We start from the raw sequence: 13,895 nt of genomic DNA on the forward strand, positions 1-13,895 counted from the left end.
CGCCAGATGCCGGGGTACCCGCAGTATCACGGCGACACAAAGGAACCACTCACCACCACACACAAGCATTTGCCCGGTGTTGGTGGGCGCACTGCCCTCAACGGTTGGATTGATAAAGCGTATTTTGGTTTTGCAGGATTGGCGTCTATTTGGTTGGCTATCGTAACGCTCACTACAGCGTTTAATAAAAGCTGGACGTCCGTGCCCCCTGATTTTGCTGATTTGGGCAATCGCAGCCTACATGACGCTGCCGCGCTTGCATCGCATCATGACCGCGTTGTATGTTCCCGCCTACTTTATCGGTAGAACTCAAACCGGCGATGGTCTGCTCGGTGACCCGGTCAATATCGGTATTCGCGGTGAGTCGATTGACGTTCACCGCGCTATGCGCAGGGCGGGTTGGCTGAAGGCTGAGCCGGTGACGCTGGCGAGTTCGTGGCGCATCATTATCAATACTTTGCGCCGCCGCCCCTACCCCACTGCCCCGGTGTCGCCTCTCTACCTGTTCAACCGTAAAGAGGATTTCGCTTACCAGCAGGAGGTTGATGGAAGCCCTTCGAAACGTCACCATGTGCGTTTTTGGAAGACGCCACCTGAGTGGAAGCTTCCGGGCGGCGCTGAGGTCGACTGGGTGGCCGCGGCAACGTTTGACCGCGCTGTTGGTCTTTCACTTTTTACCTTGCAGGTGACGCACAAGATTGATGCTGAAACCGATAAAGAGCGTGACTATGTTGTAGACACTGTTCTCTTCGGCAACGAAGAAGCCTATCACCACGTGATTAAGGACTTCTCGGCAGGCTATCATTCGCGCAACGGCGGCGGCGATAACATCATCACCGACGGTAATTTGCCCATTCTCGAGCTCGATAATGTTATTACCGAAGAAATGGATATCCCGGATCTTTCACCGGAATCTGAGTATTCGCATCACCGACGCCCGTGGGAGCTTGTGGAGCAGATTCCGCTGAGCACGGTTTTCGCATCGGCCTTTGTCATTATCGGCGCGTTGTTGCACTTTGTTAACGGTGTGCTCCGCTTGATTAACGAGCCTCTCTTTGCGCACGTGAGTGATTTAGACTCTCTCATGTTCGCGATCGAGCATTCAACCCAGCCCGATGAGGTCTTCGACAGCACACTGGTTCTCTCGCTGATTGGGCTGTCTGTATTCCAGATAATTTTGGCAATCGGTGTTCTGCGCGGCAGGCAGCGTTCACGCAAGATTATCTTGCTGATTTTGACGGTCTCGCTCATCTTCACCTCGATTCTGTGGTTGCGTGATTCGCTAAACTACACCGGTACCTTTACCGTGTACGTACTCATGGCATCTCACGTTTTCGCAATGCTTGAATACACTTCTGACGGTGCCGTGAATTACACACACAACATCACGCGATCACGCCGCATCCAGCGGTTGAAAGACCGTGCACGCAAGTTGGTTCACCCGTACGGTAGCCGTAGAGCCCGATAGTTTTTTGCTCATCGCGCAACACACAAAAAGCCCACTGGTTCACGAGGAATCAGTGGGCTTTTTACATGGTTTAGTGCTGGCAGCCTGGACACCAGTAAAGCTTGCGTCCAGCTACTTCTTCAACGCGGATAATACTGCCGCATCGCCGGCAGGGTTCGCCGTGGTGCATGTAAACGTAGTTTGCGTGTTCTGGCCACGCTTCTGTTTCGGGTATACCCGGACGGTCATCAGGTTCGGTGGTGATGATGCGACCTACTCGCACACCGATATGCAATAGGTGCTTATTGTCCTCCCACAACGCTTCAAGCTCGCTGGCGTCCAGCTCTTTTGCCGGGCGGAACGGATTTATTTTCTGGCGCCATAAAGACTCAGCTCTAAAGATGTTCCCAACGCCCGAGATAGATTTTTGGTCCATCAGAACAACACCGATGGGGCGGCCAGTTTTACACGCTGCGCGATAGAAGGACACGGGGTCGGCATCATCGTTGAGAGGGTCTGGGCCCAGCTTGGCGCGGACGCCGCGGACCTCGTCCGGGGTGAGCACCCGGCAAATAGTAGGACCAATCAGGTCAGCCCAGCCGTGTTCACTTACGATGCGAGTTCGCACGGTAGCTTTTGGCTCGGGCGCCCCTTGGTATTCACCCGAAACTTCGGCGGTACCTCGTTCTTTCTCACCGATGGTGCGCGGGGCACCAATTGAGGATGCGCCGTTGAACTGGTCATCGCCGCCGAAAGTCCACGCGCCGTAGATGCCAAGGTGTACGTTCAGCGTCAGATCGTTCTCAAAATTCACAAACAGGTGCTTGCCGTGAGCAAAGGCTGAAATAATCGTGTGCCCATCCAGCAGGGCGGCACCGTCTACGAATCTTCCCTGTGGGCTACTGACGGCAACCTTCTCCCCCGCAAAGACATCGTTAAACTGACGCGCGAGGCGGTGAATGGAGTGACCTTCTGGCATGATTTTCCTTCCAGAGACTGGAGTTGAAAAAAAATTTGCGCCGGTGACTGTCTTTAGCCCCGGCGCAGCGATATAAGTAGTTAGTGCTTGTTGATCTCTTTGCCAGCAATATCACCGGTCGAGAAGAATTCATCAATCTGGTTGATACGGCGTACGTGACGTTCGTCGTTCGAAAAAGGCGTGGTCAAGAAGGTTTTGATGAGCTCAAGTGCTTCTTCTTTTTCGTGCTGGCGGCCGCCCACAGCGACAACCTGAGCATCGTTATGTTCGCGAGCCAAAGCTGCGGTGCTCTGGTTCCAGACAAGTGCCGCGCGAATGCCCTCTACCTTGTTAGCTGCCATCTGCTCGCCGTTGCCTGAACCACCCAGCACAATGCCCAATGAATCGAGACCAGATTCCCGGTCAGCCTTAACTGCGAGTGCCGCGTTGATGCAGAAGCTGGGGTAATCGTCCAGAGCATCGTATTCAGCGGGGCCGTGGTCAACCATCTCGTAGCCCTCGGCGGTGAGGGATTCAATGAGATAGTGGCTCAACTCAAGACCAGCGTGGTCAGTGGCGATATGAACTCGCACAGTGTTGCTCCTTATTAGCGCAAAGTATGACGGTGAGATGCAACAGTATGTTCATGAAACTCGTTGCTTCTCGCTATTGAAGAAAAGATTTCTGGTTTGAGCACCTTCAGCACTAGAGTGTGTGGTGTAGCACTGCAACTGTTGGTGTCTTCTTATCGATTGTATTGCACTTTTGATCTCAGAGCATCCTAGGCTTTTCGCTCGTCACCTCAGTTTCAGTCTTATCGACAACACCTCGTTTTTCGAAAGGAACCCCATGCCAGGTATGAACCTGACCCGTGAAGAAGCTGCCGAGCGCTCACGCATTGTTACTAATGTCCAGTCCTATAAGGTTGAGCTTGATTTAACTCGTGGCGAGCGCGTTTTTTCTGCTATCACCGAGATTCGTTTTGAAGCGGTTGAAGGCGAGTCAACCTTTATTGATGCCATTACGGATTCTGTGCGTAGCATTGAGCTCAACGGTGAGTCGTTGGATGCCTCGCTGGCAGACGGCGTCCGTATTGGGCTTCCGGCTCTGGAGGCGTCAAATGTTCTGCGTATTGACGCTGACATGCTGTACACCAATACGGGTGAGGGCCTGCATCGCTTTGTTGATCCGGTGGATAACGAGGTGTACCTGTATTCGCAGTTTGAGGTTCCTGATTCTCGCCGTGTGTACCCGGTGTTTGAGCAGCCCGATCTTAAAGCTGAGTTCGAGTTCGTTGTGACTGCCCCGGCTCACTGGGTTGTGGTGTCTAACCAGTCAGAGACTTCGGTAGATGAAAACGGCGATTCAAAGACCTGGTATTTCAAGCCCACACCGCGCATTTCGTCCTACATCACCGCAATTATTGCTGGTCCTTACGAGTCAGTGCGCTCGTCCTTGACCAACGCTGAAGGACGCGAAGTTCCTCTTGGTGTGTTTGCTCGTAAGTCGCTGATGCCTTATCTCGATTCTGAGGATATTTTTGAGCTGACCCGCCAGGGTTTTGAGTTCTATGAAGAACAGTTCAAAACTCCCTACCCCTTTGATAAGTACGATCAGCTCTTTGTTCCCGAGTTCAATGCTGGCGCAATGGAGAACGCTGGTGCGGTAACTTTCTTGGAGAACTACATCTTCCGTTCCAAGACTACTGAGGCGATGATTGAGCGCCGCGCCATTACTGTTCTGCACGAGCTGGCACATATGTGGTTTGGCGATCTTGTGACCATGAAGTGGTGGAACGATCTGTGGCTTAATGAGTCTTTCGCCGAGTTCATGTCTACTCTTGCGGCCGCAGAAAACACCCGTTTCTCGCAGGAAGCATGGGCGACTTTCTCAGCATCGGAGAAGACCTGGGCTTACCGTCAGGATCAGCTTTCTTCAACCCACCCCATTGTGGCTGAGATTAAGGATTTGCACGATGTTCAGGTGAACTTCGATGGCATCACCTACGCTAAGGGCGCCTCTGTTCTGCGTCAGCTGGTGGCATGGGTTGGTCAGGAAAACTTCATGGCTGCGCTCAAGACCTACTTTGATAAGCATTCGTGGGGCAACACTGTGCTCAACGATCTTTTGGTGGAACTTGAGGCCGAGTCAGGACGCGACGTGCGTGCGTGGAGCGCTAAGTGGCTAGAGACGTCTGGCGTAAACACTTTGACTCCCGTGATTGAGCAAGACGAGAATGACTACATCACCTCGCTGTCCATCAAGCAGACTTACGCAGAAGGCTTTGAAACCTTGCGTCCTCACCGCATGGTTGTTGGTTTCTACAACTACGACGGTTTGACTCTTGATCGCACCGAACGCTTTGAAATTGATGTGGACGGTGAGCTCACCGAGGTTGTCGAGGCAGTCGGTAAGCCGCGACCTGACATGATTTTGCTTAACGATGAAGACCTGACTTTTGCCAAGGTTCGCTTTGATGATGACTCCATGGATACCGTGGTGGCGCACCTGCGCGATATCGATTCCTCCGTTGCTCGCGGCGTGATCTGGGGCGCACTGTGGGATGCTACACGCGACGGTGAAATGGCAGCTCGCCGTTTTGTCGAACTGGTTCTCAACAACATTGGCAAAGAGACCAACTCCACCGCTGTGATGGTTCAACTTCGCAACCTAGAGCTAACCCTTCGTTCGTACGTTGACCGCGACACCGTTGAAGAATCCAAGGTTCACGCAGCAGATTCTCTGTGGAATATCGCAAAGGCAGCTGAGCCCGGTTCGGACAATCAGCTGCAGTTTGTGCGAACTTTCGCTCGTTTGGCACGTACCGACGAACAGCTCGATATTGTAGAGGCTCTGCTTTCCGGTGAAGAAAAGCTGATGGATCTTGAGATCGACACCGATCTTCAGTGGGCTCTGCTAACCTCATTGGTAGCTGGTGAGCGCCGTACCCAGGCTGATATTGATGAGGCGCTGAAGCAGGACAACACTTCCAACGGGCAACAGGCTGCAGCCACCGCATCAGCGTCCATTCCCACCGCTGAGGCAAAGGCTAAGGTCTGGCACGAGGTAGTTGAGACCGGCGAACTCTCAAACATCGTCCAGCGCTCAGCTATTGCCGGTTTCTACAACGGAAACAATGATGAGGTTCTGGAGCAGTACACCGACAAGTACTTCGCTGAAATTGAGAAAGTCTGGCGCGAACGCAGCCACGAGATCTCAACCCAAATTATTACCGGGCTGTACCCTGCAAACCCCACCGAAGAACTGCTGGAGAAAACCGAGAAGTTCTTGGGTTCACTGGGTGAGGACGCGGCATCCCTCAAGCGTCAGGTGGCCGAAAACCGCGACGGGGTCGTGCGTGCACTTGCTGTTCAGAAAGCTGATCACCTCTAAGAGCATGCTCAGCTAGCACATCAGAATGCCGGGGTCACCTTCACCAGGTGTCCCCGGCATTTGTGTCAACCAATTTTTCTGCAAGAAGTGCCCGGGGCTAGAGTTGAAGTATGGCAGATATTTCAATTGGTCCTAACCCTCATACTCAGAAAAGCTTCTACGAGCAGGTAGGTGGCGCTCCGGTTTTTGAGAAACTGTGCCGCGAGTTCTACAAGCAGGTCGAGGCTGATCCCGAGTTCAAGGCGATGTATCCCGAAGAAGATCTCGCCCCGGCGGAGCGACGTTTACGCATGTTCTTGGAACAGTACTGGGGCGGTCCCACCAGCTATCAGGCAGAGCGTGGGCACCCGCGTCTGCGCATGCGTCACAATCCATTTGCGATAGGGCCCAAAGAACGCGACACTTGGCTCAAATTCATGCGCAACGCCATGAACACACTAGAGCTCTCCCCTATGCACGATGCCATGATGTGGGACTACTTTGAACGCGCCGCCCACGCAATGCAGAACCGGGCATAAGCATACCGGCCAGAATGAGATAAGGCTACACGCGAGCCAGTACGTAACCGCCCGGAGCGTTCAGACGCACCCACCCATCGGCGGTGTACACGCTTACCGCGTCCATCGATTTGCTGGGCAGAAAACCCAGCACCTCAGCTGCGAAAGCAACACCGGCGGGGATCGGCGTTTCAAAGCCAGGTAACGGTGATGACCAAATACGCGAGCGGACAGTATCTAAGACCGCATGGCCAGGGTTCTGAGGTAGTGCCTGATCAACCGCGTCCATGCCCTCTTTGGCGGTCCTCCGCAAAGTCTCAGCATCGATGCTACCCTGCAACTGCCACCCGCTCAGTGGCGGGGTTATGCCCGCCCACGCCGCATTGACAGTTACCGGAGGCAGGGTAAGCTTCAACCCTTCGTCCTCAATACGAGCCAGACGATCGAGCAGAGCCGAAGCCTCGACCACTGTATCGATGTGAGCAGAATTTTCCAGAGGGACAGCGCGCATACCTAACACGGTAGGCATAGCGTCCAATAAGGTAGCAGGGGCTAACACAGCAACGTAAGCGGCCAAGGCTTTTCCACGGCTCAAGAGCTTAACAGCAACCTGCGAATCAACGGCACGAGCACGAGAGAAGAAGGTCGCTAAATCGCGGGGATCCGCTTTACCGCAGAACTGAGCTCTCTCACTTACCGCTTCTACATTTTCACTCATCGTATCTCGCCCCTTATCCACAAAATCTATATCATCAGGTTTAAGCAAGAATACCCTTTTCACCGATTGAAGGAACATGACCACCACCACTGACAATCATCAGCTTCAGCCAGAACCCACCGAGCTTCTACTTTCAATGCTCAACCTCGAAGATCTCGCGCCTAACGGTCACGATGATGCGTTGTACAGCGCCGAGTCACTCACCCAAGAAACTCCGCGCATTTTTGGCGGTCAGGTGCTAGCGCAATCCATCATTGCCGCCTCACGCACGGTTGAAGAATCCCGCTCATTGCATTCCCTCCACGGCTATTTTCTACGCCCCGGCGCAGTGGCAGACCCACTGACCTACGGTGTTCAAAAACTTAACGATGCCCGCTCATTCTCAGCGCGACGCGTGCACGGCTATCAGCACGAAGAGCCAATCTTCTCATGCATTATGTCTTTCCAAGAACCCGCTCGCGGGGTTGAACACTCAGCGACGATGCCCTCGGACGTGCCGGAACCTGAATCCTTACCGACTGCCGCGGATCTCATCGGAAAAGTTCCGCATCCTATGGCTCAGGCAGTGGCTTTTACTCGTCCCTTCGACATCAGGCATATCACCCCCGCGCTCTATACGCAGGCGGATCAAAACCACCGTGCTACGAACATGGTTTGGCTCAAAACCACCAGCGCGCTACCCGATAATCCTGTAGTTCATCAGGCGGCGTTAGCCTACGCATCCGACTACACAGTCATGGAGCCCATTCTGCGAGCGCACGGCAAATTCTGGTTGCAGCCCGGCATCAAGTTCGCATCGCTGGATCATTCCATGTGGTTCCACCGGCAGGCGCGTGCCGATGAATGGCTTCTCTACGTACAAGAATCTCCCACTGCTCAAGACGCGCGCGGTTTGAGCACCGGTAGGTTGTTCACTCGCGATGGCGTTCACGTTGCTACGGTAACGCAAGAGGCAATGCTGCGTTTTCCCGAGTTCAAATAAGTGAAGTTAGGTACAGCAAAACCCCGGCCAGCAACACTGACCGGGGTTTTGTTTTTGGCACTACTTAGCGAGTGAGCTTGCGGTGTACGACGCGGTGAGGCTTAGCTGCCTCGGGGCCGAGGCGTTCAACCTTGTTCTTCTCGTAAGACTCGAAGTTACCCTCAAACCAGTACCAGTTATCGGGGTTCTCATCGGTGCCTTCCCATGCGAGGATGTGGGTTGCTACTCTGTCGAGGAACCAACGGTCGTGGGAGACCACGACAGCACAGCCGGGGAAATCCAGCAGTGCGTTTTCAAGAGAGGTCAGGGTCTCAACGTCCAAGTCGTTAGTGGGCTCATCGAGCAGGAGCAAGTTGCCGCCCTGTTTGAGGGTCAGTGCCAGGTTCAGGCGGTTGCGCTCACCACCGGAGAGCACACCTGCCTTCTTCTGCTGGTCGGGACCCTTGAAGCCGAATGCCGACACGTACGCGCGTGATGACATTTCAACCTGGCCAACCTGAATGTAGTCCAGGCCGTCTGAGACAACTTCCCACAGGGTCTTCTCTGAGTCGATGTTTGCACGGTTCTGGTCAACGTATGAAATCTTGACGGTTTCACCGATCTTGAGTTCACCGCCATCTAGCGGTTCCAGACCAACAATGGTCTTGAACAGGGTTGACTTACCCACACCGTTAGGACCAATCACACCTACGATGCCGTTACGGGGCAAAGTGAATGAAAGGTCGTTGATGAGTGAGCGACCGTCGAAGCCCTTCTGAAGGTCTTTAGCTTCGATAACGACGTTGCCCAGGCGGGGTCCCGGCGGAATCTGAATTTCTTCGAAGTCCAGCTTACGAGTCTTCTCAGCTTCTGCAGCCATTTCTTCGTAGCGAGCCAAACGAGCCTTTGACTTTGCCTGACGACCCTTTGAGTTTGAACGTACCCAGTCGAGTTCTTCGCTCAAACGCTTAGCAAGCTTAGCGTCCTTCTTACCCTGAACCTGCAGACGTGCCTGCTTCTTCTCAAGGTAGGTGGAGTAGTTACCCTCGTAGGGGTACAGGTTGCCGCGGTCAACTTCTGCAATCCACTCTGCAACGTGATCGAGGAAGTAGCGGTCGTGGGTAACGGCAATAACTGCGCCCTCGTAGGACTGCAGGTGCTGCTCGAGCCAGAGCACTGATTCAGCGTCCAAGTGGTTAGTGGGCTCATCGAGCAACAGAAGGTCGGGCTTCTCCAGCAAGAGCTTGCACAGTGCGACGCGACGACGCTCACCACCGGAAAGGTGGGTTACGGGCATATCACCGGGAGGGCAACGCAAGGCGTCCATTGCCTGCTCAAGCTGTGAGTCAATGTCCCATGCGTTAGCGGCATCGATAGCTTCCTGAAGCTTACCCATCTCTTCCATGAGAGCATCGAAGTCAGCGTCGGGGTTAGCCATCTCTTCTGAGATTTCGTTGTAGCGAACAATCTTGCCGTAGATTTCGCCAACGCCTTCCTGGACGTTGCCCAGGACGGTCTTTTCTTCGTTCAGCGGGGGTTCTTGCAGAAGAATACCCACGGTGTAGCCCTCAGACAGGCGCGCTTCACCGTTTGAAGGGGTATCCAAACCAGCCATGATTTTAAGGATGGTTGATTTACCTGCACCGTTCGGGCCGACCATACCAATCTTGGCGCCGGGGAAGAACGACATAGATACATCGTTGAGGATGACTTTATCGCCCACAGTTTTGCGGGCTTTAGACATCGTGTAAATAAATTCAGCCATACCTTCAAGGCTACCGTGAACACTAAAGATATGCACCTACAGCTCTCGCCGTGAAAAGGATTTTAATCACCACCTGGTCAGGTGAGCGTTCGGCAACGAGTGATAGTGGTTCATTATCCATTGTTGCCGAACGCAGGTGGTGAGGGTTCGTTGCCTAATGCGTCATTGCGTACAGCGCTTTCTGATTATCCTCGGTAGGTTCAACGAGATCAGAAAATTCTGCGTCAGAGGATGCTACACCATTCTGAGGGGTGAAAAAATGTTCATCGGAATTCGCTGAGCTATGGCGCTCCGTGTAGGACGCATGCTCACCGGTGTTCTGCTGACTAGGTTGTGAATTCTGCTGGTCTGCCTGATGTTCACCCGACTGCGTGTTCTGACCTGGTTCAGAATGGGCTCTGCGTTCAACGGTGCGCTCATAAAGAGCAGTACCAAAGGTAAGATCGTGCCCCACGGTGGTGGCATCAATCTCCACATTGGTAATAGTGGTGTTCTCGTCGCGATCCCACTTTTTAACTTTAAGGCGGCCCGTCACAATGACAGGCTGGCCGACGCGCAGGCTTCGCACGGTGTTCTGAGCAAGCGCGCGAAAAGCATTGACCGTGTACCAATTAGTGTCTCCTTCTCTGTAAACACCGGCTGCTTGGTCATACCAGCGCGGGGTGGATGCCACACGAAAGTTGGTGACAGGCACTCCGCTAGCGGTGGTTCGCAAGGTGGGTGCAGTCGCTACAAATGCTCGAAGTGTAAGAGTGTCGCTCATGGTTCCTCCAATGATCGTTGTGAGCGGGTGATTTATTTGTAAATCGCGTGTTCGCCCGTCGACAAGGAAAATCAAAAATCTGTGGAAAACTGCGCTGCTGGCAGGGTTTTGCACAGTCTGCTGTGTGTAATATTTGGTTTCCACAGGTTGAGTGTCCACAGTTTTTGGAGTTTCTTGGCGGTAAATACAAAACGATTTAGTCTCAAACCATGACTACTTTTGAACCACAAGAAATAACCGATGACGCTGTCCCATCCTGGGTAAAAGACGAACGCACCGACCTGTATTTCAGGAATGAGTGGGGTACTGTTCCCCTCACTCAGCACAAAATTTTCGAGCACCTGTGCCTTCTCACTTTTCAGCTGGGATTGCAGTGGAAGGTGGTCCTCAAACACAGAAAAGCTCTAGCCAAGCACCTCAAAGATTTTGATCCTGCGCATATGGCGACTCTGACGGAGGCAGATATTGATTCCCTGCTACTTGAACCGTCGATGATTCGAAACAGGCGAAAAATTGAGGCGTGCGTCCACAACGCCAAAATGTTGATGTACCACGAGATCGATCTACCGGAGGTCTTATCTGAACATTTTGGTAAAACCATTGTTTTAGACACATCTGCCCACGGTATGCCGCGCACTTACCCTGCAACTGATGAGCTTTCAAATTTTTTCAAAGATTGCGAGATGCAACTGGTCGGCCCGGTTCTGTGTTGCGCGTTGGCGCAGGCCACCGGTTATATTCGACCGCAAAAAGGTTAGGATGGAGGTAGTGAAAGTGACTTAGACTTCATTGGGAGTCACTTTCATCCCCCGCATACTACTGTCGTCCCCCTTTGGAAAAACCATGAAAAAGATTCTTCCCGTTATCGCTCTTACCGCGCTGGTTCTTACCGGTTGCGGAACTAACAATGAGGATGCGGCTTCCCCCAGCCAGTCTCCCTCACGTAGTACTTCGAGTAGTTCAGCAAGTGCGACCAGCACTAGCCCTTCACCGAGCCAGAGCCCTTCTTCTGAGTCCCCCGCCTCACCTGAAACCACGGCTACAGAGACTCAGGCAGAGCAACCTGCTCCTGTCGCCCCTGCAACACCAGAGACTACAGAGACCCCCGTGCAGGCAATCAATCCTCCGGCAGATCAACCTGTCGCCACCGAGACGCCGGTTTCTGCCATTCCTGAGTATGATCCCAACGCCGCTCAGCAACTGACTGTTGAGGATTTCATCAATACGGGAGGAAAATGCATTTCAGATGCTTGGACCTCAACTCTCCCCTTTGACGCGGAGCTTTTCGAAAAGGTCAAAATGTACTGCGATACAAATGATCTCGGCGACTGGGCTGGTGGCAATGATCCTTACGCCTACGCGCAACAGTATCAGCAACAAACTACTAGGCCTGAGCCGCAATTCGGTTACACAAACAACGAATTAACATACGAACAGTGCCAAATTCTTGACCATAACACCGCGATGAGCGGGCAGATTCAATACTGCGGTACCGAATATGGTCTATAAAATCTAAAAAGCAAAAGCCGGTCTGACATATTTGTTCATGTCAGACCGGCTTTATTGCGCCCCAGGAGGGAGTCGAACCCCCGACCAAGAGATTAGAAGGCTCCTGCTCTATCCACTGAGCTACTGAGGCTCGCACCAGCGTTTTGCGCTGTGGCTACCCGTCTATAGTACAGATGTTTTTGGGGTTTTTCATATTTTCGCTGGCCGCTATTTCACGGGTGTCAGAGTTATAACCGGCCTGAGCTGAACTGATTTAGATTACGAGATCAAACACTGATTGACGCCTGCGTGTTCTCAGCACCCTGCGGGTTGCTGGGTCAAGGAACAAAAGATAACTGGCGTAAGCGATTGAGATGATAGCTGCAATCAGTCGCGCCATGTTGGTATCGAAATCATCAAGGTAAGGCGATACTGATAGCTGATCCGCAATAGCGTAAATCATGAAGAACAGGGTGGTCAGGAAGTAAAAATCAAGCTGATGCCCGGTGCGAATACCGGCTACCGCGATGAGCGGGATAAACCACAGCAGGTACCAGGACTGAATCATGGGGCTAAACAGAACCACGCACCCTAAGGCAAAACCTGCACGCTTAATCAGATGTTTGTCTTTGCCTACAAACATCAGCAGAGTTGCAAGGCCCATGCCAATGAGCTTGCCAAATGACCCAATATGCTCCCGAATTTCTGCCGACGGAACATCAAGGGTGTTATGGGCCCAAATTCCACCAATCCACGCTACAAATCCAACCGGTGCGTACCAAATGTACTGCCCTTCAGTGGTTGAAAGCGCGCCAATCCAGCCGAACCCTAGACCATTCATCCACCCCATCAAAGCCATTTCAGCAATAAAAATCAGACCAGAAATTGCCCAGAAGATAAACCGGCGCATCCAGTTGGCACCGCGTCCGGCCCAGAGCAGCCCGATAAAGGGAAGAACGACGATAGCAATGGGCTTAACCGCGACCGCCAAGGTAACCAGAGTGACACCGCTGATACCGCCAGCCCAGTTTCGCCAGCGAGCAGCATAGTAGATGCCAGCAATCATGAAGCCAGTCATCAAAGCATCATTGTGACCGGCCGTCACAAACTGCGCGATAAACAGCGGATTAGCCACCACAAGCCACAGCGCTCGCGTGGGATTAATATCATGCAAACGGGCAAGTTTAGGCACATAAACAGCAATGAGCAGACAGCCAGCAACAGCCAGACCCCGCAGCATATAGATACCAGCATCCACATTGCTACCAGCGAGAGTAGCCACCAATTCTTCTAGCCACAAGAACACAGGACCATAAGGTGGTGGGGACTGGGCCCACATAGGGTCGGCGCCATACTGAAAAAATCCACTCACAGAGCTGACCCCGAACTCATAGGGGTTCAGACCGGATTGCATGACGCGTCCCTGCGCAAAATAGGAAAATATATCGCGGCTAAAAAGGGGGAAGGCAATGAGCTGAGGTAGAGACCACGCGATGATGGCAGCCCATGTCCATTTTTTGCTGGATGCGTCCCAGAGCGGCATTTTCTGCGACAAACGTAGCCATTCACGGCACATCATCATGCCACCCACAGCAACCATAATGACTGAGGCGACAAGCCCTTTCACGCTGTATCTCAGCGGGATTATCCACTCGATACTGTTCAGCGGCGACGCCGATGCCAGCCACCCCACACCAAATGACCCAAACATCATCAACAACGAACCTATGGTTCCGAAGACGATGGTGCGAAGTGGGCTGCCGGTGACATAGTTGAGATGGCTTGGGTTATAGCGGTGCGACGATCCGCCTTTTTTCACCCTTGTGCTTTTGACTTTCATAAAGCTCCTATGAGCCAGTTATAACTCTTAACTTTTCAAGTCTATCTGGGTGTTTTTGTTAGCTT

Annotated in this window: 12 protein-coding genes and 1 tRNA gene; 6 read left to right on the plus strand and 7 right to left on the minus strand. The window is 52.9% G+C overall.

Features of this window, described 5'->3' with window-relative positions; all coding sequences use genetic code 11:
• The first annotated feature begins 241 nt into the window (after positions 1 to 241).
• The gene (locus HF984_RS08665; RefSeq protein WP_168615282.1) at positions 242 to 1,468 is read left to right on the plus strand and encodes an LssY C-terminal domain-containing protein; all 1,227 of its coding nucleotides are present in this window, start codon (positions 242 to 244) and stop codon (positions 1,466 to 1,468) included.
• Positions 1,469 to 1,538: 70 nt separating this feature from the next.
• Here HF984_RS08665 and HF984_RS08670 read toward each other — a convergent pair whose 3' ends face one another.
• The gene (locus HF984_RS08670; RefSeq protein ID WP_168615283.1) at positions 1,539 to 2,426 is read right to left on the minus strand and encodes an Fpg/Nei family DNA glycosylase; all 888 of its coding nucleotides are present in this window, start codon (positions 2,424 to 2,426) and stop codon (positions 1,539 to 1,541) included.
• A gap of 80 nt (positions 2,427 to 2,506) precedes the next feature.
• A complete protein-coding gene (locus tag HF984_RS08675; RefSeq protein WP_168615284.1) occupies positions 2,507 to 2,998 on the minus strand; it encodes a ribose-5-phosphate isomerase in 492 nt (163 codons plus the stop codon).
• 256 nt (positions 2,999 to 3,254) lie between these two features.
• Between HF984_RS08675 and pepN the strand changes: the two genes are divergently transcribed.
• Both pepN and HF984_RS08685 read left to right on the plus strand, forming a co-directional pair.
• Entirely contained in the window at positions 3,255 to 5,798 is a 2,544-nt protein-coding gene (gene pepN / locus HF984_RS08680) for an aminopeptidase N (protein WP_168615285.1), read from the plus strand.
• Between the two features lie 110 nt (positions 5,799 to 5,908).
• Positions 5,909 to 6,316 carry a globin gene (locus tag HF984_RS08685; protein ID WP_168615286.1) on the plus strand — a complete coding sequence of 136 codons (408 nt, stop codon included), beginning with the start codon at positions 5,909 to 5,911 and terminating at the stop codon, positions 6,314 to 6,316.
• A 25-nt stretch (positions 6,317 to 6,341) separates the two neighbouring features.
• Here HF984_RS08685 and HF984_RS08690 read toward each other — a convergent pair whose 3' ends face one another.
• The gene (locus HF984_RS08690) at positions 6,342 to 7,013 is read right to left on the minus strand and encodes a DUF8185 domain-containing protein (RefSeq protein ID WP_168615287.1); all 672 of its coding nucleotides are present in this window, start codon (positions 7,011 to 7,013) and stop codon (positions 6,342 to 6,344) included.
• Between the two features lie 76 nt (positions 7,014 to 7,089).
• Here HF984_RS08690 and HF984_RS08695 point away from each other — a divergent pair, with 76 nt between their 5' ends.
• On the plus strand, positions 7,090 to 7,995 hold the full coding sequence (locus HF984_RS08695) for an acyl-CoA thioesterase (protein ID WP_168615288.1): 906 nt from the start codon (positions 7,090 to 7,092) through the stop codon (positions 7,993 to 7,995).
• A 64-nt stretch (positions 7,996 to 8,059) separates the two neighbouring features.
• On the opposite strand, the gene ettA is transcribed toward HF984_RS08695, so the two are convergent.
• Together ettA and HF984_RS08705 are read right to left on the minus strand one after the other, a co-directional pair.
• Positions 8,060 to 9,739 carry an energy-dependent translational throttle protein EttA gene (gene ettA / locus HF984_RS08700; protein WP_168615289.1) on the minus strand — a complete coding sequence of 560 codons (1,680 nt, stop codon included), beginning with the start codon at positions 9,737 to 9,739 and terminating at the stop codon, positions 8,060 to 8,062.
• 154 nt (positions 9,740 to 9,893) lie between these two features.
• On the minus strand, positions 9,894 to 10,502 hold the full coding sequence (locus HF984_RS08705) for a single-stranded DNA-binding protein (protein WP_168615290.1): 609 nt from the start codon (positions 10,500 to 10,502) through the stop codon (positions 9,894 to 9,896).
• Between the two features lie 209 nt (positions 10,503 to 10,711).
• Here HF984_RS08705 and HF984_RS08710 point away from each other — a divergent pair, with 209 nt between their 5' ends.
• Positions 10,712 to 11,260, plus strand: coding sequence for a DNA-3-methyladenine glycosylase I (locus tag HF984_RS08710; protein WP_168615291.1), 549 nt, complete (start codon positions 10,712 to 10,714; stop codon positions 11,258 to 11,260).
• An 85-nt stretch (positions 11,261 to 11,345) separates the two neighbouring features.
• Positions 11,346 to 12,011: a hypothetical protein gene (locus HF984_RS08715; RefSeq protein ID WP_168615292.1), complete on the plus strand. Its 666-nt coding sequence runs from the start codon at positions 11,346 to 11,348 to the stop codon at positions 12,009 to 12,011.
• A gap of 57 nt (positions 12,012 to 12,068) precedes the next feature.
• Here the strand turns inward: HF984_RS08715 and HF984_RS08720 are convergent.
• Together HF984_RS08720 and mptB are read right to left on the minus strand one after the other, a co-directional pair.
• Positions 12,069 to 12,141, minus strand: a tRNA-Arg gene (locus HF984_RS08720).
• Positions 12,142 to 12,264: 123 nt separating this feature from the next.
• Positions 12,265 to 13,809, minus strand: coding sequence for a polyprenol phosphomannose-dependent alpha 1,6 mannosyltransferase MptB (gene mptB / locus HF984_RS08725; protein ID WP_168615293.1), 1,545 nt, complete (start codon positions 13,807 to 13,809; stop codon positions 12,265 to 12,267).
• Positions 13,810 to 13,895 lie beyond the last annotated feature (86 nt).

Source organism: Rothia terrae, assembly GCF_012396615.1.
Lineage (GTDB): Bacteria > Actinomycetota > Actinomycetes > Actinomycetales > Micrococcaceae > Rothia > Rothia terrae.